This is a genomic window from Paraburkholderia bonniea, from assembly GCF_009455625.1.
Classification (GTDB): domain Bacteria; phylum Pseudomonadota; class Gammaproteobacteria; order Burkholderiales; family Burkholderiaceae; genus Paraburkholderia; species Paraburkholderia bonniea.
On sequence record NZ_QPEQ01000001.1, the window covers coordinates 2785463 to 2811680 of the forward strand.

The 26218-nt window shown below is 60.7% G+C and carries 24 protein-coding genes; 15 read left to right on the plus strand and 9 right to left on the minus strand.

Annotated features, from left to right (window positions below; all coding sequences use genetic code 11):
* Positions 1 to 97: 97 nt before the first annotated feature.
* Both GH656_RS12220 and GH656_RS12225 read left to right on the plus strand, forming a co-directional pair.
* A complete protein-coding gene (locus GH656_RS12220) occupies positions 98 to 1393 on the plus strand; it encodes a THUMP domain-containing class I SAM-dependent RNA methyltransferase (RefSeq protein ID WP_153076182.1) in 1296 nt (431 codons plus the stop codon).
* A gap of 436 nt (positions 1394 to 1829) precedes the next feature.
* Positions 1830 to 3143 carry a serine hydrolase domain-containing protein gene (locus GH656_RS12225; RefSeq protein ID WP_153076183.1) on the plus strand — a complete coding sequence of 438 codons (1314 nt, stop codon included), beginning with the start codon at positions 1830 to 1832 and terminating at the stop codon, positions 3141 to 3143.
* A 703-nt stretch (positions 3144 to 3846) separates the two neighbouring features.
* Here the strand turns inward: GH656_RS12225 and GH656_RS12230 are convergent.
* From GH656_RS12230 to GH656_RS12240, 3 genes are read right to left on the minus strand one after another with little or no spacing between them, the layout of a single operon-like run.
* Positions 3847 to 5298, minus strand: coding sequence for an NAD(P)(+) transhydrogenase (Re/Si-specific) subunit beta (locus GH656_RS12230; RefSeq protein WP_153076184.1), 1452 nt, complete (start codon positions 5296 to 5298; stop codon positions 3847 to 3849).
* The gene (locus tag GH656_RS12235; protein WP_153076185.1) at positions 5295 to 5654 is read right to left on the minus strand and encodes an NAD(P) transhydrogenase subunit alpha part 2; all 360 of its coding nucleotides are present in this window, start codon (positions 5652 to 5654) and stop codon (positions 5295 to 5297) included. The genes GH656_RS12230 and GH656_RS12235 overlap by 4 nt, the downstream gene beginning before the upstream one ends.
* A gap of 32 nt (positions 5655 to 5686) precedes the next feature.
* Positions 5687 to 6829, minus strand: a complete 1143-nt coding sequence (locus GH656_RS12240) for a Re/Si-specific NAD(P)(+) transhydrogenase subunit alpha (RefSeq protein ID WP_153076186.1) — start codon at positions 6827 to 6829, stop codon at positions 5687 to 5689.
* A 200-nt stretch (positions 6830 to 7029) separates the two neighbouring features.
* On the opposite strand from GH656_RS12240, the gene GH656_RS12245 reads away from it, so the two are divergent.
* The 3 genes from GH656_RS12245 to GH656_RS12255 all read left to right on the plus strand — a co-directional run bounded on the left by GH656_RS12245 (position 7030) and on the right by GH656_RS12255 (position 10616).
* Entirely contained in the window at positions 7030 to 7527 is a 498-nt protein-coding gene (locus tag GH656_RS12245) for an NUDIX hydrolase (RefSeq protein ID WP_153076187.1), read from the plus strand.
* A 5-nt stretch (positions 7528 to 7532) separates the two neighbouring features.
* Positions 7533 to 8684 carry a tRNA 2-thiouridine(34) synthase MnmA gene (gene mnmA / locus GH656_RS12250; RefSeq protein ID WP_153076188.1) on the plus strand — a complete coding sequence of 384 codons (1152 nt, stop codon included), beginning with the start codon at positions 7533 to 7535 and terminating at the stop codon, positions 8682 to 8684.
* A 312-nt stretch (positions 8685 to 8996) separates the two neighbouring features.
* A complete protein-coding gene (locus tag GH656_RS12255) occupies positions 8997 to 10616 on the plus strand; it encodes an FMN-binding glutamate synthase family protein (protein WP_153076189.1) in 1620 nt (539 codons plus the stop codon).
* Positions 10617 to 10789: 173 nt separating this feature from the next.
* Here the strand turns inward: GH656_RS12255 and GH656_RS12260 are convergent, their stop codons facing one another.
* On the minus strand, positions 10790 to 11401 hold the full coding sequence (locus tag GH656_RS12260) for a glutathione S-transferase C-terminal domain-containing protein (protein WP_153076190.1): 612 nt from the start codon (positions 11399 to 11401) through the stop codon (positions 10790 to 10792).
* A gap of 291 nt (positions 11402 to 11692) precedes the next feature.
* On the opposite strand from GH656_RS12260, the gene GH656_RS12265 reads away from it, so the two are divergent.
* From GH656_RS12265 to ruvB, 8 genes are all read left to right on the plus strand, one after another.
* Positions 11693 to 13213, plus strand: a complete 1521-nt coding sequence (locus GH656_RS12265; protein ID WP_246184259.1) for an aminopeptidase P N-terminal domain-containing protein — start codon at positions 11693 to 11695, stop codon at positions 13211 to 13213.
* Positions 13210 to 14487: a UbiH/UbiF/VisC/COQ6 family ubiquinone biosynthesis hydroxylase gene (locus tag GH656_RS12270; protein ID WP_153076192.1), complete on the plus strand. Its 1278-nt coding sequence runs from the start codon at positions 13210 to 13212 to the stop codon at positions 14485 to 14487. Before GH656_RS12265 ends, GH656_RS12270 begins: the two co-directional genes overlap by 4 nt.
* A 298-nt stretch (positions 14488 to 14785) precedes the next feature.
* The gene (gene dusB / locus GH656_RS12275) at positions 14786 to 15850 is read left to right on the plus strand and encodes a tRNA dihydrouridine synthase DusB (RefSeq protein ID WP_153076193.1); all 1065 of its coding nucleotides are present in this window, start codon (positions 14786 to 14788) and stop codon (positions 15848 to 15850) included.
* On the plus strand, positions 15847 to 16080 hold the full coding sequence (locus tag GH656_RS12280; protein ID WP_153076194.1) for a Fis family transcriptional regulator: 234 nt from the start codon (positions 15847 to 15849) through the stop codon (positions 16078 to 16080). Before dusB ends, GH656_RS12280 begins: the two co-directional genes overlap by 4 nt.
* Before the next feature lie 117 nt (positions 16081 to 16197).
* Positions 16198 to 17763, plus strand: a complete 1566-nt coding sequence (gene purH, locus GH656_RS12285) for a bifunctional phosphoribosylaminoimidazolecarboxamide formyltransferase/IMP cyclohydrolase (RefSeq protein ID WP_153076195.1) — start codon at positions 16198 to 16200, stop codon at positions 17761 to 17763.
* A gap of 365 nt (positions 17764 to 18128) precedes the next feature.
* The gene (ruvC, locus tag GH656_RS12290) at positions 18129 to 18671 is read left to right on the plus strand and encodes a crossover junction endodeoxyribonuclease RuvC (RefSeq protein ID WP_153076196.1); all 543 of its coding nucleotides are present in this window, start codon (positions 18129 to 18131) and stop codon (positions 18669 to 18671) included.
* A gap of 114 nt (positions 18672 to 18785) precedes the next feature.
* Positions 18786 to 19367, plus strand: a complete 582-nt coding sequence (gene ruvA / locus GH656_RS12295) for a Holliday junction branch migration protein RuvA (RefSeq protein ID WP_153076197.1) — start codon at positions 18786 to 18788, stop codon at positions 19365 to 19367.
* Between the two features lie 133 nt (positions 19368 to 19500).
* The gene (gene ruvB, locus GH656_RS12300) at positions 19501 to 20565 is read left to right on the plus strand and encodes a Holliday junction branch migration DNA helicase RuvB (protein WP_153076198.1); all 1065 of its coding nucleotides are present in this window, start codon (positions 19501 to 19503) and stop codon (positions 20563 to 20565) included.
* A 168-nt stretch (positions 20566 to 20733) separates the two neighbouring features.
* Here the strand turns inward: ruvB and GH656_RS12305 are convergent, their stop codons facing one another.
* From GH656_RS12305 to tyrS, 3 genes are read right to left on the minus strand one after another with little or no spacing between them, the layout of a single operon-like run.
* Positions 20734 to 21405 carry a histidine phosphatase family protein gene (locus tag GH656_RS12305; protein ID WP_153076199.1) on the minus strand — a complete coding sequence of 224 codons (672 nt, stop codon included), beginning with the start codon at positions 21403 to 21405 and terminating at the stop codon, positions 20734 to 20736.
* 56 nt (positions 21406 to 21461) lie between these two features.
* Entirely contained in the window at positions 21462 to 21920 is a 459-nt protein-coding gene (gene dtd / locus GH656_RS12310; RefSeq protein ID WP_153076200.1) for a D-aminoacyl-tRNA deacylase, read from the minus strand.
* 52 nt (positions 21921 to 21972) lie between these two features.
* Entirely contained in the window at positions 21973 to 23220 is a 1248-nt protein-coding gene (gene tyrS, locus GH656_RS12315; RefSeq protein ID WP_153076665.1) for a tyrosine--tRNA ligase, read from the minus strand.
* Between the two features lie 179 nt (positions 23221 to 23399).
* Between tyrS and GH656_RS12320 the strand changes: the two genes are divergently transcribed.
* The gene (locus GH656_RS12320; protein ID WP_153076201.1) at positions 23400 to 24530 is read left to right on the plus strand and encodes an anhydro-N-acetylmuramic acid kinase; all 1131 of its coding nucleotides are present in this window, start codon (positions 23400 to 23402) and stop codon (positions 24528 to 24530) included.
* A 248-nt stretch (positions 24531 to 24778) separates the two neighbouring features.
* On the opposite strand, the gene erpA is transcribed toward GH656_RS12320, so the two are convergent.
* Entirely contained in the window at positions 24779 to 25144 is a 366-nt protein-coding gene (gene erpA / locus GH656_RS12325; protein WP_153076202.1) for an iron-sulfur cluster insertion protein ErpA, read from the minus strand.
* A 230-nt stretch (positions 25145 to 25374) separates the two neighbouring features.
* Here erpA and GH656_RS12330 point away from each other — a divergent pair, with 230 nt between their 5' ends.
* Positions 25375 to 25713, plus strand: a complete 339-nt coding sequence (locus GH656_RS12330) for a YnfA family protein (RefSeq protein ID WP_153076203.1) — start codon at positions 25375 to 25377, stop codon at positions 25711 to 25713.
* 111 nt (positions 25714 to 25824) lie between these two features.
* On the opposite strand, the gene rpsI is transcribed toward GH656_RS12330, so the two are convergent.
* Entirely contained in the window at positions 25825 to 26217 is a 393-nt protein-coding gene (gene rpsI, locus GH656_RS12335; RefSeq protein WP_153076204.1) for a 30S ribosomal protein S9, read from the minus strand.
* Position 26218 lies beyond the last annotated feature (1 nt).

Below are 26218 nucleotides of genomic sequence, written 5' to 3' on the forward strand. Positions count from 1 at the left end.
CGGGGCCAGGCGGCATTAGCCGCTCAGCCTCGGGCCGCGTTGATGGGGCCGCCAACCGCGTACAATGGCGCCCTCATTCAACGCTCCGGCACCGCTCATGTCCTTCGATTTTTTCACTCCCTGCCCACGCGGCCTTGAAGCGACGCTAGCCGCCGAACTCAGCGAGATCGCCGCGCAGCATCTCAATGGCGCACCGTTCACCCCAGGCGCGCAAGTGCCAGGCGGGGTGCATTTTCGCGGCGGCTGGACCGCAGGCATGGCGGTCAACCTGCATTCACGCCTCGCTAGCCGGGTCCTGCTGAAGATCGCCCAGCGCCCCTATCGCAGCGAACAGGACATCTACGCACTGGCTCTTGAGCAGCGCTGGGAACAATGGTTTTCCGCCCGCGACACCCTGCGGGTCGACGTCACCGCGATCAAGTCACCGTTACGCAGCCTCGAATTCACCACGCTGCGGGTCAAGGACGCGATCTGCGACCGCCTGCGCGACGTCAGCGGCGATCGCCCCAGCATCGACACCAGCGCGCCCGACGTGCGCGTCTTCGCCTTTCTCACCGCCACCGATTGCACGCTCTATCTCGACACCTCCGGCGACCCGCTGTTCAAGCGCGGCTGGCGTCTCGACAAAGGGGCCGCGCCCTTGCGCGAGAACCTCGCCGCTGGCATTTTGCGTTTGACTGGCTGGACTACCGGCACGCCGCTATACGACCCGATGTGCGGCAGCGGCACATTTCTCGCGGAGGCCGCGCAAGTGGCGCTAGGTATCGCACCCGGCACCGAACGCAGCTTCGGCTTTGAGCGGCTCAAGCAATACGACGCCCCGGCCTGGAAAAGCCTCAAAGGCGCAGCGCTTGAAACCAGACGCGCCGCCCGCAGCTCGCGCGCTGATTTACAAATTTTCGGCAGTGATATTTCCGGCGACATGCTCGATAAGGCCCGCGCCAACTTCGAACGAGCTGGTTTGCCAGGCATTCCACTCAAGCAAGTCGATGCCCGTGGGATGGCCCCGCCCTGCACCACGCCGGGCATTCTGGTCGCCAACCCGCCGTATGGCGAACGAATTGAAGTACGCGGCCGCAACGCGCGCGGCGAATTGCGGGAAAGCCAGGCGGGCGAGCGTGAAGGACGTGAAGGACGCGAAAGACGCAGTGCTGAAGGTTTTCAGCGGGTTCATGAAGAAGCGCCCGATAGCGAGTTTTTTCAGCTGCTCGGCGACTCGCTCAAACAGCGCTTTACCGGCTGGCACGCCTTTATCCTGACGTCGGACCGGAAACTGCCAGGCCAGTTACGCCTGCGCGAATCCACCAAAACACCGCTCTTTAATGGCGCGCTCGAATGCCGCCTGTTCCGTTTCGACCTGATCGCAGGCAGCGTGCGGCAACGGCCCGCCTGAAGCGGCAAGCAAGCTGAAGGATGAATGCCGGGCCTTGGAGCCTGGCGCTCACCCTGGCTCCGGCATGGCCCTGGAGCATAAGCTTGGGCACGTTCCATCCTGCCGGGTCTCGTTCCGCGTCATCGAGCCCATCTCCCCCGCCATCCACCGCATCGGGCATCGGGCTCTTCGCGCCCGGTCATAAAGCGCATTCCTACATGCGCACCAAGCAAATTCCCACACACCCTCGCACCTGATCGGCATTCAGTTTCGTGATTATCCGCTTTCAATTTAAATAATCATTTTTCTGATAAATCAAAATGCCATCACCGTCGAATTTAAGCGCCGAACACGATTATCATGCCGCATCGGCCTGACAAATTATCGCAGCCGAAACAATCTCAAAAAGTACCCGCAAAAACTTTGCGGGTTTATTTTTCACTGGAGCGGCTGCAACATGAGCAATTGCAAGACAAAACTATTAATCCTGTCGTTCGCGCTATTGATAGCGACGAACGTTAACGCCAAAAATACTGAAAACACCTGCGGCGTGCCTGATCTGGCCACATGCCCGACACCGCTTGACAAAAATCTGCCTGATGTCAAAAACATGCTGACATGGAACAAGTCAGAACGCTTAATCGGTTTCAGAAACGATTACCGGGCTTATCCCGGCGATGTATTTAAACATGACAAAGCCACTGCATTGCCACACACTGAAAAACCATTAACCAACGTCAGTTACAGCGTAAATGGCAAGAGCTATAATCTGGCCGATTATCTCAAGCGAGAAAATGTTAAAGGTTTTCTGGTTATTAAAAATGGCGCTATTGCTTATGAATATTATGGCGACGGCAATACCAAAGACACACTATGGACCTCCCGCTCAGTAGGGAAATCCATCGTTTCCACCCTGGTCGGCGCAGCCATCAAGGACGGCAAAATCAAATCGCTGGACGATAAATTAACCGTCTACAAGCCCGACCTGAAAGGAACCGCATGGGAAAACGTGACGCTGAAGCAATTGATTCAGCACACCTCCGGCGTGAACTGGAACGAGGACTATAAAAATCCCAATTCTGATTTTTCCCGGCTGACGCAATGCGAAGCGAGCAAAGACACTTACCAATGCGTAGCCAAACTGGTGTATGGCGTGAGCCGCGATGCCAAGGTAAAACCCGGCGAAGTCTGGTCCTATACCACCGGCGGAGCATGGCTGCTGGGCGATATTCTCGAACGCGCCACCGGCATGCCAATTGCCCAGTATCTGCAACAGAAAATCTGGATGCCATCCGGCATGGCAAACGATGGTGTCTGGCATTCGTATCAGCCAGGCAAACACGATATTGGCGGGCACGGCTTTAATGCAACCCTGGAAGACTGGGGCCGTTTTGGCCTGTTTGTTTTGCGTAATGGGGAATCCGCTAATGGCGCAGCCACTTTGCCGGACGGATGGGTGCAACAGGCCTCGCAGTGGAACAAGGCTAAAAATTCGGTATCAGCGGCCCATCCAGAAGGTATTTACGGCTATCAGTGGTGGAACAATAGCGTCCCGCTCAATGCGAAGAATGTCGCACCAAAAGGCGATGCCAATACCAATGCCACGTTATGGGCAATAGGCATTTTTGGCCAGATGATCGCCGTGAACCAGAAAGAAAACCTGGTAATGGTGCAATGGTCGACATGGGACGAAGCTGAGCCCGCCTTTGATGCTGAGCCGCTTGAAGCCTCATTAATGTTTAATTCAATCGCAAACGCACTCAGGAAGTAGGCTGCAAATTGCAGGGCGTATGTGGTTGCATGTAGTTAATTGAGACCAACGTCATCAGCGAAATTCGCAGGTACGAACGCACAAATAAGCGAGCGTGCTTTTTCCGTCAGGCGGTAAATGGCGAAATGGTGGCGTGGGTCTTTACTTTGCTTATGGTGCTGCGCGGAAGCGCGTAAAAATCCATTTCTTTCACGGTTTTTTCAATTTTCGCCTTTGCGTTGATATAGACATCAACACAGCTAAATGGAGAGTTAATTTCAACACCATCCCGGCTGGCAAAAGAAATGCTGTCAATAGATAGCTCAACGACGGTTTGACGCTATTTAATTGCCTCATTTAACACACTCGTGCAACCGTTTGGTTCTAAAACTCCCTTGATAGGGACAGCGCAAATATAAATATTTTTAGGCTCGCCGTCCGCTAGATGGCATCGTCTGCTATGTAGTGCCCGCCATCGAACATCGTGGACGACGCGTTTATCACCGCGCCACCCGTCGTGGTTGAATCCCCCATCCTTGTCAGTGCAGAAAACATGCGCCCCCTCCTGTCAGTGTGATATCAGGTCATGGCCCGCTCACATATGAGCCGGGCACAGGCTAACAACGGGGACGTTCACCCAGATATGGGGTAACTCTTATTTTTTAAGATATGTCGTTTTGTGCATGGTTGTTTCAGGGTGAACGCACACACGGCCCCCCTCCCCCTACTCCACCGCTTTAACCATCTCCTCAATCACTTTCTTTGCATCGCCAAACACCATCATCGTCTTGTCCATATAGAACAAATCGTTATCCAGGCCGGCATAGCCCGCCGCCATCGAGCGCTTGTTCACAATCACCGTGCGCGCCTTGTAGGCCTCGATGATCGGCATTCCCGCAATCGGTGAGCCTGGGTCGTTTTTCGCTGCGGGGTTCACCACGTCGTTGGCTCCGAGCACCAGCACCACGTCCGTCTGGCCAAACTCGCTGTTGATGTCGTCCATTTCGTACACCTGCTCATACGGCACTTCCGCTTCCGCCAGCAGCACGTTCATGTGCCCTGGCATGCGTCCCGCCACCGGATGAATCGCATAGCGCACGTCGATGCCCTTGGCCACCAGCTTGGTTGTCAGCTCCTTCAACGCGTGCTGCGCCCGCGCCACCGCCAGGCCATAGCCCGGCACGATCACCACCGTTTCTGCATTGCTCAGCATGAACGCGGCGTCATCGGCAGAGCCCGATTTCACGGGCCGCTGCTCGCGGGCATCCGCAGCGGCGGCTCCTGGCTGTGCGCCAAAACCGCCTAAAAGCACGTTGAAAAACGACCGGTTCATCGCGCGGCACATGATGTAAGACAGAATCGCGCCCGACGAGCCCACCAGCGATCCCGCAATGATCAGCATCGGGTTGTTCAGCGAAAAGCCAATGCCTGCTGCGGCCCAGCCGGAGTACGAATTCAGCATCGACACCACCACTGGCATGTCCGCGCCGCCAATCGGAATAATCATCAGCACCCCGAGCACGAACGCCAGCAGGGTCATCACGATGAACGGCAGCCACGCCTGGGTCAGCACGAAAATCACGCCAAACCCCAGCAACGCGAGCGCCAGCATCAGGTTCAGCAGATGCTGGCCTGGATACACCACCGGCGCGCCCTGAAACAAACGGAAGCGGTACTTGCCCGACAGCTTGCCAAACGCGATCACCGAGCCCGAAAACGTAATCGCCCCGACAAACGTGCCAATAAACAATTCGACCCGGTTGCCGTAGGGCAAGAAGCCCGGCGTCGCGTCGCTGGCTGAGCCGAGGCCAAACGCGGCTGGCTCCGACACCACGGCATAGGCAATGCACACCGCCGCGAGGCCAATCAGCGAATGCATCGCGGCAACCAGCTCGGGCATCTTCGTCATTTCGACGCGCGCCGCCACCACCGCGCCCACCGCACCGCCCACCACCAGCGCCGCCAGCACCAGGCCCAGTCCAAGCGTCAGATCCACGCCTGGTGATGTGGCCTGCTTCACGATCAGCGCCAGCGTGGTGAAAATCGCCAGCGCCATCCCCGCCATGCCGAACAGGTTGCCGGTGCGGGCGCTTTTGGGATTCGATAGCCCTTTGAGCGCCTGAATAAAGCACACCGACGCAATCAGATACAGCAGCGTGACGATATTCATGCTCATGGCGTGTTCTCCGTGACCGTGGGGTTGGCAGTACTGGCCGTGCTCTGCTCCGGGGCGCGGGTGCTGGGGGGTTTCTTGCGAAACATCGCCAGCATCCGGCGCGTGACGAGAAAGCCGCCGAACACATTCACCGCTGCCAATGCCACCGCCAGCGTGCCAAAAACCTTGCCGGTGCCGCCTACGGTCAGGCTCGCCGCGAGCATCGCGCCCACGATCACAATCGCCGAGATGGCGTTGGTAACCGCCATCAATGGCGTGTGCAATGCAGGCGTGACATTCCAGACCACGTGGAAGCCGACATAAATCGCCAGCACAAAAATAATCAGGTTAATCACGGTGTGATCTATCAGTTCCATCTTGCAACCTCCTCCTCGAAACAACACCCGTCTCAGGACTTGCGAGCCAGCTCGCCAGCATGGGTTAGCAGCGTGGCCGCGACGATGTCATCGGCCAGATCCAGCTTGAATTCGCCTTGCGCGGTCACGATCAGCTTGATGAAGTCGAACAGGTTGCGGGCATAGAGCGCGGAGGCGTCCGCTGCCACGCGTGAGGCCAGATTGGTATAGCCCACCAGTTGCACGCCGTGCTTCGTCACGATCTGGTCGGCTTCGGTCAGCGGGCAGTTGCCACCCGCGCGGCCGTCGACTATCGCGCCCCGCCCCGCTGCCAGATCAACGATCACCGAGCCTGGTTTCATGGCTTGCACGGTCTCGGCCGAAATCAGCGTCGGCGCTGCTCGCCCGGGAATCAGCGCAGTCGTAATCACGATGTCGGCCTCCAGCGCCCGTTTGTGCACCAGCGCTGCCTGGCGTTGCAGCCAGCCTGGCGGCATCGGCCGCGCGTAACCGCCAGTGCCTTGCGCGGCGTCGCGCTCTTCGTCGGTTTCATAGGGCACCTCCAGGAACTTCGCCCCGAGAGATTCAATCTGCTCTTTCACGGCGGGCCGCACATCGGAGGCTTCGATCACCGCGCCCAGACGCTTGGCCGTCGCAATCGCCTGCAAGCCCGCGACCCCCGCGCCCAGCACCAGCACCCGCGCGGCCTTGACCGTGCCCGCCGCGGTCATCAGCATCGGCATGAAGCGGCCATACAGATCAGCCGCGACCAGCACCGCCTTGTAACCCGCGATATTGGCCTGCGACGACAACACATCGAGGCTTTGCGCCCGCGTCGTGCGTGGCGCGGCTTCGAGCGCGAACGCGCTAACCCCGGTCGCTGCCAGCGCGGCCGCCTGAGCGGTGTCGAAAGGATCGAGCAGCCCCACCAGCACCGCACCCGGCTTGAGTAGCGCACGTTCGGTTGCGGTTGGAGCCTGGACTTTGAGAAGCAGATCTGCGCCCAATGCTGTAGCGGCATCGGCAAGCTGCGCGCCAGCGGCGGCATAGGCCTCGTCGGGATAGCTCGCGGCGGCACCCGCGCCGCGCTCAAGGGTGACCTGGTGGCCTTGCGCCACGTATTTGCGCACCGTCTCGGGCGTCGCGGCAACCCGGGTTTCGTGGGCACGCGTCTCGGCTGGCACTCCAATATGCATCGTTGAATCCTCCTCGGCCTGCTGGTTGTAACAACCTGGAACGACCTGTGACGACCCTTCTGCCAGCGTGGCACGCTGGCCAACCCGTGCCACGGCAACCGCGCCACTGTAACCGAAGCCCCCGTGCGGCCGATAGCACGGGCAATCCCGCCCCAGCACCGCCGCACAGGCGCGCGGCGGAGACGGTAAAATGCGCCCCCATGAAACCAGACCCTTGGGCTCCGCACGTCACGGTTGCGGCCATCATCGAACGCGACGGACGCTTTCTCTTCGTCGAAGAACACACCGCCGATGGGCTGCGCCTGAACCAGCCCGCCGGACATCTGGAGCCTGGCGAGACCCTGCTCGACGCCGTTGTCCGCGAAACCCTCGAAGAAACCGCCCAGCCGTTTACCCCGCAAGCCCTAGTGGGCGTGTATATGACGCATGTCGAACGACGCGGGCGCGATGGCGCGACCTATCTGCGCTTTACCTACTGCGGCAGTTGCGACGCCCCACTGCCGGGCCACACTCTCGACAGCGGCATCGTGCGCACGTTATGGCTGAGCGCCGACGAACTGCGCGCTTGTCCGCAACGGCACCGCAACCCGCTGGTGCTGCGCTGTCTCGACGATTACCTCGCTGGACGGCGCTTCCCCCTCGATCTGCTCCACACCCATTCCGTCAGCCCCATCGGGCCCGGCACAACAGGCAACTGACCAGCATGAGCAAGCAAAAAGTCGTAGTGGGCATGTCAGGCGGGGTCGATTCGTCGGTCACCGCGTGGCTGCTCAAGGAGCAAGGCTACGAAGTGATCGGCCTCTTCATGAAGAACTGGGAAGACGACGACGATGGCGAGTATTGCTCGACGCGTCAGGACTGGATCGACGTAGTGTCGGTCGCCGACCTGATCGGCATCGACCTCGAAGCGGTGAATTTCGCCGCCGAATACAAAGACCGGGTGTTCGCCGAATTTCTGCGCGAGTATTCCGCTGGCCGCACGCCCAACCCAGACGTGCTGTGCAACGCTGAAATCAAGTTCAAGGCCTTCCTCGATCACGCGCTCGCACTTGGCGCACAAACCATCGCCACGGGCCATTACGCCCGCGTGCGCGAAACCCCGGCAGGCCGTTTCGAGCTGCTCAAAGCGCTCGATCACACCAAGGATCAATCGTATTTCCTGCATCGCCTGAACCAGGCCCAGTTATCCAAAACACTGTTCCCGCTAGGCGAAATGCCCAAAACCCAGGTGCGCGAGATCGCCGCGCAAATCGGCCTGCCGAACGCGAAGAAAAAAGATTCCACCGGGATTTGCTTCATTGGCGAGCGGCCTTTCCGCGAATTCCTCAACCGCTATTTGCCAACCCAGCCCGGCCCGATGAAAACCCCCGACGGCAAGCTCGTCGGCGAGCATATGGGCCTCGCGTTCTATACCTTCGGCCAGCGCAAAGGCATTGGCTTGGGCGGCAGCAAAGAGGGCAGCGGCGAGCCCTGGTTCGCTGCGGCTAAAGACATCCCCTCAAACACGTTGTACGTCGTGCAAGGTCATGACCACCCCTGGCTGCTGAGCCATACGCTCAGCGCGGGCAACCCAAGCTGGATTGCCGGAGAGCCGCCCGCCGAAGGGCTCAGTTGCAGTGCCAAAACCCGTTACCGCCAGGCCGATGCCGCATGCACCGTCAGCGCCGTAACCAACGGCGGCGCACATTTCGGGCTGCGCTTCAGCGACGCGCAATGGGCCGTGACGCCCGGGCAATCGGCGGTGCTGTATGACGGTGAGGTTTGCCTCGGCGGCGGCATCATCGAAACCGCCGCCGAGGCAGCACCCGCTCTCCGCGCACCGCAGCAAGCGGCCCTGCTGACGCCGCGCCGCTGATGTGGCTCATGCCGCCGAGGGTGGCTGAGGGTGGCTGAGGGTGGCTAACACCGCTAGCAGCACTCGCACCGCCCACCCCATGCACCGCCTGCGACTGGCAAGAACTAGCGCCCATCGCAGGCAAGCCCGCTTAAGCAACGACCCATCACCGTCGTCTAGCAAGCTGAAACTGAAGCTGAAGCTGAAACCAAAATCGAAACGCTCCTTCCATCCCCTTTCCCTTCTCACCGTGGCCCGCAACCTCGCTTCCTGCCATTACCGCTGCCATTACCGCTGCCGCCACGCTGAACCCACCGTCTCTGGAGCCCCCTCATGTTCTCTCGCCGCTATCTCGCCCTGTGGTGTGCCTGCGTACTGCTCGCGGCCAGCCTGACGCTGGCTGCTACACGGCACCTGTCGTGGTTATGGGCCATCGTGCCGCTAGCGCTCGTCGCGCTCGGCCTGTTCGACCTGCTGCAAAAGCGCCACGCGATCTTGCGTAATTACCCGCTGTGGGGGCATTTGCGCTTTCTGTTCGAATTCATCCGGCCCGAGATTCGCCAGTATTTCGTCGAAGACGACACCGATGAAAAACCGTTCTCCCGCGTGCAACGCAGCATCGTCTACCAACGCTCGAAAAACGAAGTCGACAGCCGCCCTTACGGCACCGAACTCGACGTCAAAGCCGTCGCGCACGAATGGATCAGCCATTCGCTCGCCCCGACCCGGCTCAACGGCCATGATTTCCGCATCATCGTCGGCCCCGATCGCCCCCAGCCGTATTCGCTGTCGATCTTCAATGTCTCCGCGATGAGCTTTGGCTCGCTTTCGGCCAACGCGATCATGGCGCTGAACCTCGGCGCGAAAAAAGGCAACTTCGCCCACGACACCGGCGAAGGCTCGATGTCGAAATACCACCGCAAGCATGGCGGCGACATCATCTGGGAAATTGCTTCGGGCTACTTCGGTTGCCGCAACGACGATGGCACGTTTAATCCTGACAAGTTCGCCAAACAGGCGCTTGAGCCGCAAGTCAAGATGATCGAGATCAAGCTCTCGCAAGGGGCGAAGCCGGGTCATGGCGGGGTGCTGCCGGCGGCGAAAATCACCGCCGAAATTGCCGAAACCCGTGGCGTGCCGATGGGCCGCGACTGCATTTCGCCCGCGACCCATTCGGAGTTTTCGACGCCGCGCGGCCTGCTCGAATTCGTCGAACGGCTACGCCAGCTATCCGGTGGCAAGCCCACCGGCTTCAAGCTGTGTATCGGCCATCCGTGGGAATTTTTCGGCATTGCCAAGGCGATGCTGGAGACCGGCATCCTGCCGGACTTCATCGTGGTGGATGGTGCCGAAGGTGGCACCGGCGCGGCACCGCTCGAATTCACCGATCACGTGGGCGTGCCGTTGCAGGAAGGCCTGCTGCTGGTGCACAACACGCTGGTGGGGATCGGCTTGCGCAGCAAGATCCGCATCGGCGCAAGCGGCAAGATGATTACCGCATTCGATATCGCCAAAACGCTGGCGATTGGCGCGGACTGGGTGAACGCCGCGCGCGGGTTCATGTTTGCCGTCGGTTGTATTCAGGCACAGACCTGCCACACCGGACGCTGCCCAACCGGAGTCGCTACCCAGGACGAAGTACGGCAGCGGGCGCTGAATGTGCCAGACAAATCAGACCGGGTGTTCAGCTTCCATCACAACACGCTGCGAGCGCTGCAGGAGATCGTCCAGGCAGCGGGGCTCAGACACCCGGGGGATTTACGCGCGCATCACATCGTGCGGCGGGTGTCATCACACGAGGTGCGGCTGATGTCGGAGCTGCTGAAGTATCTGGAGCCAGGCGACCTGCTGGCGGGGAAATACCACTACACGCTGTACGAGAAATGGTGGCCGCTGGCCCGGAGTGATTCGTTTGCGGCGCTGGGGGTGGATGAGGCGGTGCCTGCACGGTGACAAGCGGTGGGTGGGAAGGCCTGAGGCGTGATGCGTGATTTTTCCGGCTAGATTTCCACGCGATCAAAGGCAGGCTGAATAACCATAAAAAAGCGCGAACGCTCAAACAGCGTTCGCGCTTTTTGCTGCAACGGCCCCACGGCCATCCAGCCTCAACCATCCACTCAAGCTACTCAAGCCACCGGCACCGTATCCATGAACGACTGCCGTTGCGACAGCTTCTGGAAATGCTGCTCCAGCACCGGCCACGCCGCGCGCCAGTTCAACTCGGGCTGACGGAAATCCAGATATCCCAGCGCACAGCCCAGCGCGATATCCGCCAGCGTGTAACGGTTGCCCGAGCACCATGGCTTGTTGCCCAGGCCTTGCGCCAGCGCCGCCAGACCGCCATCAATTTTCTGCTGCTGACGCGCCACCCACGCCTCGCTGCGGTGCTCCGCTGGACGCTGCGTGCTCTCCAGCCGGATCAGCGCCGCCGCCTCCATCATCCCGTCAGCCAGCGCCTCCCAGCAACGCACTTCCACCCGCTCCCGCCCCGACGCCGGAATCAACCGCGCCACCGGCGACAGCATATCCGCGTACTCGCAAATCACCCGCGAATCGAACACCGCCTCGCCGTCTTCCATCACAAGGCACGGTACTTTGCCTAGCGGGTTGAAGGTCTGGATCACGCTGCCGGCAGACCAGACGTTTTCGAGCACCAGCTTGTAGTCGATCTTTTTTTCCGCGAGCACGATCCGTACCTTGCGCACAAACGGGCTCCCTAGCGAACCGATGAGTTTCATTACATCTGCCTTTTCATGGATGGTCTGGAATTCGGGCGAAAGTATACGTTGGATAGCCCACGCGGCATTCACGCGCGCAACGATCTCCGCAGTATCTCCGGTGCCACCCGAGCGCGTCCAGCAGCCTGTTGGCCAGGCGCTCAGTCGCCATTCAATCGCCATTCCGGCACCACTCAGGCACCACGCAGTCTCCATTCAAACTCAACGCAGAAGCGCCCCCAGCGCAGGCAAAACCCCCGCCAAACGGGCTACACCGGGCGATTTGGCAGCGGAGAACGCTACAATCGCACGATGACTCAAACACCCCTCCCCGCCTCCGCCCTGCCCCCCGTTGCCGCCCTCGACCATTACCGCCAGCGCCGTGAACGCGTGCTGGCGGCATTGCGCGCGCGCGGCGGCGGTGTCGCCATCGTCCCCACCGCAGCGGAAGTCCGGCGTAACCGCGACGTCGATTACCCATACCGGCACGACAGCTATTTCTATTACCTGACCGGTTTCACTGAACCGGAAGCGCTGCTGGTGCTCGATGCCAGCGCGGCACCCGGCGAGCCCTCAACGATCCTCTTTTGCCGCGCCCGCAACGTTGAGCGGGAAACATGGGAAGGCTTACGTTGCGGCCCCGAACGTGCGCCCGCTGTGTATGGCGTCGATGCCGCATTCGCCTTTGATGAACGCGACACCCGCATGCCGCAACTGCTCGCGGACCAACCCGCGCTGCATTACGCGCTGGGCACTTCGACGCAACTGGATGACACCGTGCGCGGCTGGCTCGACGCGGTGCGCGCACGCAATCGCAGTGGCATCAGCACGCCCACAGCCGCCTATGACCTGATACCGCTGCTCGACGAAATGCGCGTCATCAAAGATGCCCACGAATGCGCGATCATGCGGCGCGCTGGCCAGATCTCGGCGCTCGCGCACCGCCGAGCGATGGCCGTCTGCCGTCCAGGCCTGCACGAATACGCGCTCGAAGCGGAATTGCTACACACCTTCCGCCAGCACGGCGCACAAGCGCCCGCCTATGGCTCCATCGTCGCCGCCGGGGCCAACGCGTGCGTGTTGCACTATCCAGCGGGCAACACCGTGATTCAGGATGGCGACCTGATCCTGATCGACGCAGCTTGCGAGCTTGACGGCTACGCCTCCGACATCACCCGCACATTCCCCGCCAATGGCCGCTTTACGCCCGCCCAGCGCACGCTGTACGACATCGTGCTGGCCGCACAGCAAGCCGCTATCGCAGCCACTCGCGCAGGCGTGAGTTTCGACGCGCCGCACCAGGCTGCCGTGCGCGTGCTGGCGCAAGGGCTGCTGGAAACCGGCATCCTCAGCCGCGAGCGTTTTGCCAGCGTGGAGGAGGTCATCAGCGAGCGCGCCTATCTGCGCTTTTATATGCACCGCACCAGCCACTGGATCGGCATGGACGTGCACGATTGCGGTGACTATTTCGAACCCCATCCAGCGCCGGGCGTGACCACCGGTGCCAATGCCGGTGGCGGTGCCAGCGCTCTAAGCCACACAGGCAACACCCGCCCCGCCCGCACACTGGTTGAAGGCATGACCCTAACCATCGAGCCCGGCCTCTACATCCCCGCCGCCGACGACGTGCCAGCGCAGTACTGGAACACCGGCATCCGGATTGAAGACGACGTGATCGTCACCGCCACCGGTTGCGAGTTGATGACACGCGACGTCCCGGTTAGCGCCGACGCCATCGAAACGCTGATGCAGGCCGCCCAGGCTGAGCTTGCTGCTACGGCTACCTCTGCCGCTATCTCTCCCGCTGCGCCCCAGAACCACCCCGCGCCATGACCTCTTCACCCCTGTCCGCCACGGCTTCTGACGTGGCTTCTAACACGGCCGCTGATGCCGCCGCCGCGCCACAGCCCAGCCCCGCAGCAGCAGCTCCCCCGTTCGATTTCGACGTCACGATTGTCGGTGCAGGCCCGGTCGGCCTTGCCCTCGCAGGCTGGCTAGCCCGCCGCAGCGCAACCCGCACGCTTTCGGTGGCGCTGCTCGACGCCCGCGACCCCACCCGCGCCCAGGCCGATCCGCGCGCCATCGCGGTATCGCACGGCAGCCGGGTGCTGCTTGAGTCATTGCTGGAACCACAGCGCTGGCCCGCCGACGCCTGCGCGATTCACCGCATCCATATCTCGCAGCACGGCCAGTTTGGCCGCGCGCTGATCGACCGCGCAGAGCACGGTTTATCTGCACTGGGTTACGTCGCGCGCTATGGCTCGATCGTCACCGCGCTGGCCGAAGCGGTTAGCCCCACCCCGACGCAATGGTTCCCGTCAACCTCGGCCCACACGCCAGCGCAAACGCCCGACGCCGTGAGCTTGCCCATCATCCGCGCGGGCACGGGCGAGCGCATGTTGCGCACGCGGATTCTGGTACATGCCGAAGGCGGCCTGTTCAGCGAGCAAACGGCCAGCCCGGACACGCACCGCGATTACGCGCAAACCGCGCTGGTAGGCGTAGTCAGCGTGTCGCGGCCCCAACCGCATGTGGCATGGGAGCGCTTCACCGCGACCGGCCCGCTAGCGCTGCTGCCGCTGGGTGGCGCGGGCCAGACCGAGTTCGCGCTGGTCTGGTGCTGTGCCCCTGCCGAAGCCGCCCGCCGCGCCGCGCTGGCCGATGCCGAATTGCTGGCAGAACTCGGTCAGGCATTCGGTGAGCGGATGGGACGCTTCACACAGATCCATTCACGGGCCTCGTTCCCGCTCGGCCTGAATGCGCTCGACACCCCGGTTCAAGGACGCATTGCGGCCATCGGCAACGCAGCGCAGACACTTCATCCGGTGGCTGGGCAAGGGCTCAACCTCGGTTTGCGCGACGCTTACGCGCTGGCTGAAGCGCTAGCGCAACACGGCGCGACGCCGCTGGCGCTGACATCGTTTGCCCAGCGCCGCACGCTGGACCGCCGTCTGACTATCCACGCCACCGATTCGCTGGCGCGTCTTTTTACGCTGAATTACCCCGCGCTAGGCGCGCTGCGCGGCCTCGCGCTAACCGCGCTCGAATGCGCTCCACCGGTTAAAACCGCGCTGGCACGGCACATGATGTTCGGCCAGCGCCGTTGAGTACTCGGCCTGTGTGGGGGTGGTGGGGGTGGTGGGGGGGGTGGCGGTGGCGGTGGCGGTAGTAGCAGCAATGGCAATGGCAATGGCAATGGCCAGCGTAACTGGCAGTAGCAACACCAGCAAACACCAACACACAACGCAAAACAGGTATTCAGCGAAGATTCCATCCAGTGCGCTGCTGCAGATATGCATTCGGCCACCTGAGGGGTTAACGGTAAAATGCGCGCTTTCCTTTTTCTGAGATGGGCGGCCGTGATCGCCCATCGCGGCCGCCCATTTGCAGTTGCTCGCGTCTTCCATGTTCACTCTCGGCTCCCACACTCTGTGCAATAACCTGTTCGCAGCCCCCATGGCGGGCGTCACCGACAGGCCGTTTCGCCAGTTGTGCAAGCAGTTGGGCGCGGGCTACGCAGTCTCGGAAATGGTCGCGTCGAATGCGCAACTATGGAAAAGCGAAAAAACCATGCGCCGCGCCAACCATGAGGGAGAAGTCGAACCCATCGCCGTGCAGATCGCTGGCGCGGACCCGCAGATGATGGCCGAAGCCGCCCGCTACAACGTGGCCAACGGCGCGCAAATCATCGACATCAACATGGGCTGCCCAGCCAAAAAGGTCTGTAACGTCGCGGCGGGCTCCGCGCTGCTGCAAAACGAGCCGCTGGTGCAAAGCATCGTCAGCGCGGTGGTGGACGCCGTAGGCCGTGGCCCCGACGCCGTGCCGGTCACGCTGAAAATCCGCACCGGCTGGGACCGTGACCATCGCAATGCACTAGCCATCGCGCGCATCGCCGAAGAAGCCGGGATCGCCATGCTGACGGTGCACGGCCGCACACGGGCCGACCTGTATCACGGCGAAGCCGAATACGAAACGATTGCCGCCGTTAAACGCTCCGTGCGCATCCCAGTGGTCGCCAACGGCGACATCACCACACCGCACAAAGCCCAGGCCGTGCTCGCCGCCACCGGTGCCGACGCCATCATGATTGGCCGCGCCGCTCAAGGACGCCCCTGGATTTTTCGTGAAATCGCTCATTTCCTGCAAACCGGCGAGCTGCTGCCAGCGCCACGCATCGACGAAATCCAGCAAGTGATGAACGAGCACCTGGAAGATCACTACGCGTTCTATGGCGAATTTACCGGCGTTCGTACCGCACGCAAGCACATCGGCTGGTACACTCGCGGCCTTTCTGGTGCCAGCGTGTTCCGCCATCACATGAACACGCTCGACACGACACACGCACAGCTGCTCGCCGTCAACGCATTCTTCGAAGCACAAAAGGCCGTCTCCGAACGCCTTGTCTATCTCGACGAAACCGCGCAACCCGACCGCGAGCCAGACCACACCGACCACCTGGCAGCATGAGCAAGCACATCATCGAACAATCTGTCCGCGACAGCCTGGACGTTTATTTCCAGGATCTCGACGGCTCCAATCCGCACGATGTCTACGACATGGTCATGGCCTGCGTCGAAAAACCCATGCTCGAAGTCGTCCTCGAACAGGCTGGCGGCAACCAGTCGCTCGCGGCTGAATATCTCGGCATCAACCGCAACACGTTGCGCAAAAAGCTGCAACAGCACGGGCTGCTGTAGTTTCGCAGCTCGTTTCGTTGTTCGTTTTTTCGTTGTACGTTTCGCCGCGCCTTGCAGCGCGCTCGATTCTTTCGGCCTTTTCCGCCCTTTTCTCCTCCACCGGTTTTTCATCAGATCATGATCCAGCAAGCGCTCATCTCCGTTTCCGATAAATCCGGCATCGTCGATTTTGCCCGCGCGCTTTCAGCGCTCGGCGTCAAGCTGCTCTCCACGGGCGGAACGGCAAAGCTGCTCGCCGAAGCCGGATTGCCTGTCACTGAAGTGGCTGACTACACTGGCTTTCCGGAAATGCTCGATGGCCGCGTCAAGACCCTGCATCCGAAAGTGCATGGCGGCATTCTGGCGCGGCGCGACCTGCCCGCGCACATGAGCGCGCTGGAACAGCACGGCATTCCCACTATCGACTTGCTGGTCGTGAACCTGTACCCCTTCGTGCAAACCGTGGCGCAATCCACCTGCTCGCTCGAAGACGCCATCGAAAACATCGACATTGGCGGCCCAACCATGCTGCGCTCGGCCGCCAAAAACCATCGTGATGTAACCGTCGTGGTCGATCCGCTCGACTACACAGCGGTGCTAGACGAAATGCGCGCGAACCAGAACACCGTGAGCTACGCGAGCAACTTCCGCCTTGCCACCAAAGTGTTCGCGCACACAGCGCAATACGACGGCGCGATCACGAACTACCTCACCAGCCTGACTGACGAGTTGCAGCACACCTCACGCAACCCCTATCCCGCCACGCTGAACCTCGCCTTCAACAAGGTGCAGGACCTGCGCTACGGCGAAAATCCGCATCAAAGCGCGGCGTTCTACCGCGACCTGGCCACGCCGGAAGGCGCGTTGGCCAACTATCGCCAGTTGCAGGGCAAAGAGCTGTCGTACAACAACATCGCCGACTCCGATGCGGCATGGGAATGCGTGAAGACCTTCAGCGCGCCCGCCTGCGTCATCATCAAGCACGCCAATCCGTGTGGCGTAGCGCTAGGCCTCGACCCGGCGCAAGCGTATGCGAAAGCGCTCCAGACCGATCCGACCTCAGCGTTTGGCGGCATCATCGCGTTTAACCGCGAAGTAGACGAAACCACAGCGCAAGCGGTGGTCAAGCAGTTTGTCGAAGTACTGATCGCGCCATCGTTCAGCGCCGCCGCACTGCAAGTATTCAGCGCCAAACAAAACGTGCGCGTGCTCGAAATTCCGCTCGGCACCCAGCAAAATGCGCTCGACCTGAAGCGCGTGGGCGGCGGTCTGCTGGTGCAATCGCCGGACGCAAAAAATGTCCAGCCGCATGAGCTGCGCGTGGTGACCAAACGCCACCCCACCCCATCTGAAATGGACAACCTGCTGTTTGCCTGGCGCGTCGCCAAATTCGTGAAATCGAATGCGATTGTGTTTTGCAGCAACGGCATGACCCTGGGCGTTGGCGCAGGCCAGATGAGCCGGGTCGATTCAGCGCGTATCGCCAGCATCAAGGCGCAAAACGCGGACTTGTCGCTAACGGGCTCGGCAGTGGCTTCAGATGCGTTCTTCCCGTTTCGTGATGGCCTGGATGTGGTGGTCAACGCCGGCGCAAGCTGTGTGATCCAGCCAGGCGGCTCAATGCGCGATGACGAAGTCATCGCCGCCGCCGACGAACACAACATAGCGATGGTGCTAACCGGCACGCGTCACTTCCGTCACTAGGGCGGGATTCAGCTGGGGGCTGGGCTGGAAGTTTTGGCGCGAGAGGCTGAAGGCCAGTAACACATGCCAGGTGGTCCGCCCCAATACACTCTGCACGCTGAATTCAAGCGGTTTCTGGCTCAGCCTGTGGCTGTGAAATACACCCCGAAGGTTGGACGCTGATCCAGCCTTTGGGGTGTTTTACATGGGAAGGCGGGGCGAGCTGCTTCATTTGATCTGCTGCATTTGACCTGCTGCCTTACCCCTCAGCACAGCCAGCTCACCCAGCTCACCCAGCTCACTGCCAGGCACAAACACGCGCTTCTACCGCGCGCCGGCCAAGCATCCGTTGTAGCATCGCAGCCACCTTGTTCGCCCGGCACCCCATGAGAATTCTCGGCATTGATCCAGGCTTGCGTGTCACTGGTTTTGGCGTCATCGACCAGACTGGCCAGCACCTGACCTACGTTACCAGCGGCGTCATCAAGACTGCCGATGCCGATCTGCCATCCCGGCTGGGCACCATTTTCGAAGGAATTTCGACGCTGACACGCCAGTACGCCCCAGACCAGTCTGCAATCGAAAAAGTGTTCGTCAACGTCAATCCACAATCAACCCTGCTGCTGGGCCAGGCACGTGGTGCCGCGATTTGCGCGCTGGTGGCCAATGGCGTGCCCGTTGCCGAATACACCGCGTTGCAGCTCAAGCAAGCCGTAGTGGGCTATGGCCGCGCCACCAAAGAGCAAATGCAGCAAATGGTGGCGCGCCTGCTGTGCCTTTCAGGCGTGCCCGGTACGGATGCCGCCGACGCGCTAGGCATGGCAATCTGTCATGCCCACGGCGGCGGCACGCTCGGCACACTGGGGGCCATTGCCCCCTCGCTCGCCAAAAAAGGCCTGCGAGTGCGTCGCGGACGGCTGATCGGCTAACCTGTCAAACCAGTGCCGCACAGGCTGCAAAACGGCACGGCGCTCATGCGTTGCTCTGCGCTATTCACGCGTTGCGCCCACCTTGTTCTCACCTCCCACCACGGTTAAAGCGCCATGATTGGTCGTATTGTCGGAATCCTGCTGGAAAAAAACCCGCCCCATCTGCTCGTCGACTGCAACGGCGTCGGTTATGAAATCGACGTGCCCATGAGCACCTTCTACAACCTGCCCGCCAGCGGCGAAAAGGTCACGCTGCTCACGCAAATGATCGTGCGCGAAGACGCCCATCTGCTATACGGCTTTGGCACAGCAGCCGAACGCGCAACCTTCCGCGAGCTGCTGAAAATTAGCGGAATTGGCGCACGCATGGCACTCGCGGTGCTCTCCGGCATGAGCGTGCAAGAACTGGCGCAAACGGTAACCCTGCAAGACGCAGCCCGCCTCACGCGCGTGCCGGGCATCGGCAAGAAAACCGCTGAACGGCTGCTGCTCGAACTCAAAGGCAAGCTGGGTGCAGATCTGGGCACGGCTGCAGGCAGCGTCGCCGCACCGACGCACTCCGCCGACATCCTGAATGCGTTGCTAGCTTTGGGCTACTCCGAAAAAGAAGCCGTTGCCGCCGTGAAAAACGTCCCCGCCGGCACCGGCGTGTCAGACGGCATCAAGCTGGCGCTGAAGGCGTTATCCAAAGCCTGACGCCCCCCCGCCAGGCAGATGCAACGGTCTGTTTGAAGCAGCCGACGCGACATCCTCGCATGCCGGCTGCGGCGTGCGCACCCTGGCCATTTGGCCAGTTTTGCCCGCGAACCCCAAACGTTACAATGCGCCCATGATCGAAACCGACAAACTCTCCGCCGAGCGCATCATCGCGGCCACTCCCGTATCGCCAAACGAAGAAGCTTTCGAACGCGCGCTGCGCCCGCGTCAGCTTGACGAATATGTTGGGCAGGAAAAAGTACGAGGCCAGTTGGAGATATTTATCGAAGCTGCCCGGCGCCGTGAAGAATCGCTCGATCACGTGCTGCTATTTGGCCCGCCAGGGCTTGGCAAAACCACGCTGGCACACATCATCGCGCGCGAAATGGGCGTCAACCTGCGGCAAACCTCCGGGCCGGTGCTTGAGCGCGCGGGCGACCTCGCCGCGATACTCACCAACCTCGAAGCCAACGACGTCCTGTTCATCGACGAAATTCACCGGCTTTCGCCCGTGGTCGAAGAAATCCTGTACCCCGCGCTTGAGGACTACCAGATCGACATCATGATCGGCGAAGGGCCTGCCGCACGCAGCGTCAAGCTCGACCTTCAACCGTTCACGCTGGTCGGTGCCACCACCCGCGCCGGGATGCTGACCAACCCGCTGCGCGACCGCTTTGGCATCGTCGCGCGCCTGGAGTTTTACACCGCTGAAGAACTGGCGCGCATCGTCAGCCGCTCGGCCTCACTCCTCAACGCGCAGATCCACCCGGACGGCGCATTCGAAATCGCCAAACGCTCACGTGGCACGCCACGGATTGCCAACCGGCTTTTGCGCCGCGTGCGCGATTTCGCGGAAGTCAAAGCCGACGGCAACATTACTGCGCAAGTAGCCGATGCGGCACTCAAAATGCTCGACGTCGATAGCGTGGGGTTTGACCTGATGGATCGCAAACTGCTCGAAGCGATCTTGCACAAGTTCGACGGCGGGCCCGTCGGAGTAGACAATCTGGCCGCCGCCATCGGTGAAGAACGCGACACCATCGAAGACGTGCTGGAGCCCTATCTGATCCAGCAAGGCTTTTTGCAGCGCACCCCGCGCGGACGGGTGGCTACGCTGCTCACCTATCGCCACTTCGGTCTCGCCGCCCCTGACGCATCAAGCCCGGTGCCCGACCTATGGAATGCAGGCACGCCCTGAAGGCAGTGACAGCCACCGGTACCGGCTCAGCTCAGCTCAGTTCAGTTCAGGCCATACCGCCCAAGCGTGGGCAAAAAGCCCCAAGCTCCTGATCCAGCAGCAGCACCAGCACCAGCCATACCAAGCACAACAAGGCACACAAAAAGCACAACAAAGCACCACATACGGCTAACGGCCTGGCTCCGGCACCTGTTTGAACGTGTCGTCCTGGCTGCACGCTGTCAGATGCTCGACATCTGCCCACGAAACCACCGTTGCCACGCCGCCCGCAAAATCCACCACGTTGATGCTGGTATTCAGCAACGCATAGTCGCGCGGCGCATCAAGCGACAAATGTCCGGCCAGCCGGTACACGCAATCCAGCACGCCACCGTGCGTGACACAGGCAATACGCCCACCCGGATGAGCCGCGACCAGCGGCTCAAGCGCATGCAGCACCCGGTGATAAAACCCTCGCTGTGACTCCCCGCCCGGCGGTGCAAAACCCGCGTCACGGGTTTGCCAGTGCGCGTATTCATCCGGAAAGCGCGCGGCGATCTGCTCCCGGTCATAGCCCTGAAACGCGCCATAGGAACGTTCACGCAAGCCCTCCCGCAAATGCAGCGGCAAACCCAGTGCACTGGCAAACGGCTGAGCGGTTTGCTGCGCCCGCTGCAAATCGCTCGAATACACCGCATCCAGACGCGCCCCTTCCCGCACTTCCGCTATCAGCCGCGCGGCGAGCTGCTGCGCCTGCGCAAGGCCCGTTTCGGCCAGCGCAATATCAATATGGCCCTGGATACGCTTGATGCGATTCCACGCGGTTTCGCCGTGACGAATAAAAAGAATCTGGGTAGCCATAAGAGAACCGAGGGGAGGAGCAACTGAAAAAGACCACGCCAGCGTGCTACATCAGCTCAGGCGTGCGTTTGAAGCCAGAACGTCACCGGGCCATCGTTGACCAGCGACACCTGCATATCCGCGCCGAATTCGCCGGTTTCAACCAGCGGATGCCGCGTTTGTGCCGCCGCGACAAAGTAATCGAACAAACGGCGGCCTTCGTCCGGTGGCGCAGCAGGCGTGAAGCTCGGACGCGAGCCGCTACGGGTGTCGGCGGCCAGCGTGAACTGCGGCACCAGCAGCAAGCCCCCGGCCTGGCCTGCACCATTCATGTTCTGCACGGACAAGTTCATCTTGCCGGCCGCATCGCTAAACACCCGATAGGCCAGCAACCTGGTCAGCAAGCGCTCGGCGGCGGCATCGGTGTCGCCGCGCTCGGCACACAGCAACACCAGCAAACCCGGGCCAATCGCCCCGGTGCTCCGCTCGCCCACCCTCACGTCCGCACGCAATACCCGTTGCAACAACGCAATCATGTGCAACGCCTCCAGCCGTCAGACGCCAATGCCAATGCCAATGCCAATGCCATCAAAGCGTCACCGTCACACGGGCAAAGCGGCGCTTGCCGATCTGCACCACGTATTCGCCCGGAGTGACTTTCAGCGCCTTGTCGGTAATCACCGTGCCATCGATCTTCACGCCGTTCTGCTCGATACTGCGCAGCGCTTCGCTAGTCGATGCGGCCAGCCCCGCCTGTTTGAGCAACTGGCCAATTCCCAGCGGCGCGCCAGCCAGCGTCACCGCCGCGATATCGTCAGGCACCCCGCCTTTGGCGCGGTGATTGAAATCTTCCAGCGCCCGCTCCGCATCCGCTGCCGAATGAAACCGCGTGATGATTTCTTGCGCCAGCATCACCTTGAAGTCACGCGGATTGCGTCCGTTCTCGGCTTCCTCGCGGAACCCGGCGATTTGCTCAAGCGGGCGAAACGACAACAGCTCGAAGTAACGCCACATCAGCACATCCGAGATGCTCATCAGCTTGCCGAACATGTCAGAGGGTTTTTCGCTAATGCCGATGTAGTTATTCTTCGACTTCGACATTTTCTCGACACCATCCAGCCCTTCGAGCAGCGGCATCGTCAAGATGCATTGCTGCGCCTGGCCGTACTGCTTCTGCAGCTCGCGGCCCACCAGCAGGTTGAATTTCTGGTCGGTACCACCCAGCTCGAGATCGGCATTCAATGCGACCGAATCGTAGCCTTGCATCAGCGGGTAGAGAAACTCGTGAATCGAGATCGGCACGCCGCCCTGAAAGCGTTTAGTGAAATCTTCGCGCTCCAGAATACGCGCCACGGTATAGCGCGACGCGAGCTTGATCATGCCGTCGGCACCTAGCGGCAACGACCACTCACTGTTGTAGCGAATCTCTGTTTTGTCGCGCTCCAGCACCAGCGCGGCCTGATCGAAGTAGGTTTTTGCATTCGATTCGATTTGCTCACGCGTAAGCGGCGGGCGGGTGGCGTTACGGCCGGAAGGGTCCCCGATCAGCGAAGTGAAATCGCCAATCAGGAAAATCACCGTATGCCCCAAGTCTTGCAACTGGCGCATCTTGTTCAGCACCACGGTGTGGCCAATATGGATATCTGGCGCAGTCGGATCTAGACCCAGCTTGATGCGCAGTGGTGTGCCGGTGGCCTCGCTTTTGGCGAGTTTCTGGGCAAACTCGCTCTCTACCAGCAATTCGTCGGCACCGCGCCGGGTAACGGCAAGCGCGTGACGAACCTCATCGGTGAGCGGAAGGGTGGGACCAGATTGGGAGAGAGGCTCGTTGCTCATGCTGGGCGAGATAGAAAAAAGGAAAGATTGTCCCATAGATCAAGCACCTTACCCCGTTCCCTCTATGCACCGCACGCCCCTCAAAACGCTCAAACTTCACGGACCTGCCCCCTAAAACCCTTACGCTCATACGTGGTTCGATTGATAATCGCGCATCAACCGCTGACAGGGGCATAACCGTGACGCGCAACACCGCAGGCAACGTGTATTTTGGTTTGATGTCGGGCACCAGCATGGACGGCGTGGACGGCATCGCGGTCGCCCTCACGCCAGACAAGCCGCCAGTGGTGCTCGGCGAGGCTTTCGTGAATTTTTCCGACGGGCTGCGCCAGGCGCTATTCGCGCTGCAGCAGCCGGGGGACAACGAAATCGAGCGTGAAGCGCTGGCAGCCAACGCGCTAGCCACCTGCTACATGGTTTGCTGCCACGAACTACTGCGCGGCAGCAGCTTATCTGCGGCTGAAGTGCGGGCAATCGGCGTTCATGGGCAGACCGTGCGGCATCGCCCGGAACAAGGCTATACGCGGCAGATCAATAACCCCGCGCTGCTAGCCGAAATGACCCAGATCGACGTGGTGGCCGACTTTCGCAGCCGCGATATCGCAGCCGGTGGCCAGGGTGCACCATTGGTGCCAGCATTTCACGCAACGATCTTCGGCACGCCCAGCGAAACCCGCGTGGTCTGCAATCTCGGCGGCATCAGCAACCTCACCATCCTGGGCGCGGCGGGCCATGTACGCGGCTTTGACTGCGGCCCAGCCAATGTCTTTCTCGACACCTGGGCGCAACGCCATCTTGGCAAACCCTTTGACGACAACGGCCAGTTAGCCGCGAGCGGACAAGTTCACCGGCCACTGCTGCATACGCTGCTGGAAGAACCATTCTTTGAGCAGCAGCCGCCCAAGAGCACCGGCCGCGACCTGTTCAGCACGGCCTGGCTGGACACCCGGCTGCAACAGCATGCCGGTGTCAGCCCGGAAGACGTGCAGGCCACACTAGTCGCACTCACAGCGATCACGGTGGCACGCGAGATCGAACGGCATGCACCTGAAAGCAAGGCGGTTTATGTCTGTGGTGGTGGCGCACGCAACCCGGCGCTGATGCAGGCACTGCAAACCGCACTGGAACAAAGCGGAGCGAGCGGCATGCCGGTTTTGACCACTGCTGCGTTAGGTGTGCCGCCACAGCAAGTGGAACCGATGGCCTTCGCATGGCTGGCGATGCGCTGCCTGGCACGCGAATCAGGCAATCTTCCGGCCGTCACTGGTGCCGCAGGCGAACGCGTGCTGGGGGCGATATACCCGCGCTAGCTGCACCCGGCATCCGGGAGTAGCACGGAAAATCATGAAGCGCGAATCGAGTCTGGCAAACCTGCGGCGTGAAACCGCAGGCTGTAAAACCCGCGGGCGGTAAAACCCTGTGAAACCGGTTGCGAAACCCCGGCTGTGAAACCCTATAAAGCCATTAAGCAATAAAAAACGGGGCCCGCTCAATTTGAACTGTGCCCCGTTCTGCAATACCAACGGCCGTACTACACCGCTTGCTGCTTGTCCTGTAACTACGCCGAAAACGATGAACCGCAGCTGCAGCTACTCGTCGCGTTCGGATTTTTAATCACAAACTGTGCGCCATTCAGATCGTCTTTGTAGTCGATCTCGGCACCCACCAGATACTGATAACTCATCGAATCAATCAGCAACTGGACGCCGTTTTTGTCCATCACGGTATCGTCTTCGTTCACTTCTTCATCGAAAGTGAAACCGTACTGGAAACCCGAGCAGCCACCGCCTTGCACAAATACGCGCAGCTTTAGCTCAGAATTGCCTTCTTCTTCGATCAATTGTTTAACTTTATCGGCAGCCGCGTCAGTAAACACGAAGGGACCAGGCATTTCAGCCACGGGGGAATTCACGACAGCGTTCATTCGAAATCTCCAAAAAAGCTTTTGTGCGCCATTGTAGGACTGATCCTGAGATCGTGCTGAAGTCAATGAAATCAATGACTTTTGAGTGCCAGATGTCGCTTGTAAATAACACTTGTGTAAGCAGGCAGCGCCCGTAACGACTGCAACACAATGGGCTAGTTTGGCCGTCTTCACCCGGCTCGCCAGCATCAAAAATCGAGATCCTGAATCAAGGATTTGGGAAAAACACCATGCCAGAACTCAAAACCCTACTGCTGTTCATTTTGACTGCCATTGCCGAAATCGTCGGATGCTATTTGCCCTATCTGTGGCTACGGCAAGATAAAACCATCTGGCTGCTGCTTCCCGCCGCCGTCAGTCTGGCGCTCTTCGCATGGCTGTTGACCTTGCATCCGGCTGCCGCTGGGCGGGTCTACGCAGCTTATGGCGGTGTTTATATCGTCGCGGCCCTTCTGTGGCTCTGGGGCGTTGACGGCATCAGGCCATCTAGCTGGGACCTTCTAGGCGCTGCCGTCGCTCTGAGCGGCATGGCCATCATCATGTTTGCGCCACGAACCGGAAATATCTGACTGCCTGTTCCCGGGCTCGTTCGCACAAACAAAAAAGCCGCCAGTAAAAACACTGACGGCTTTTTTGCGCAGTTTCGCGTTGAAACAAAAAGCGAAACGCTGCCGAAACGATTAACGCTTCGAGAACTGCTTCCGGCGACGTGCCTTGTGGAAACCCACTTTCTTACGTTCCACTTCACGTGCATCACGCGTCACGAAACCGGCGCTCGACAGAGCAGGCTTCAGCGTTGCGTCGTAGTCCATCAGCGCGCGAGTGATGCCGTGGCGAACCGCACCGGCTTGACCCGTTTCACCGCCACCTGTCACGTTCACCTTGATGTCAAACGTAGCCGCGTGGTTCGTGAGTTCCAGGGGCTGACGCACGATCATCAGCGAAGTTTCGCGTGAGAAGTAGTCAGAGATAGGCTTGCCATTGACGATGATGTCGCCCTTGCCAGCCTTGATAAAAACACGGGCGACGGCGCTCTTGCGGCGGCCCGTGCCATAGTTCCAGTTACCGATCATG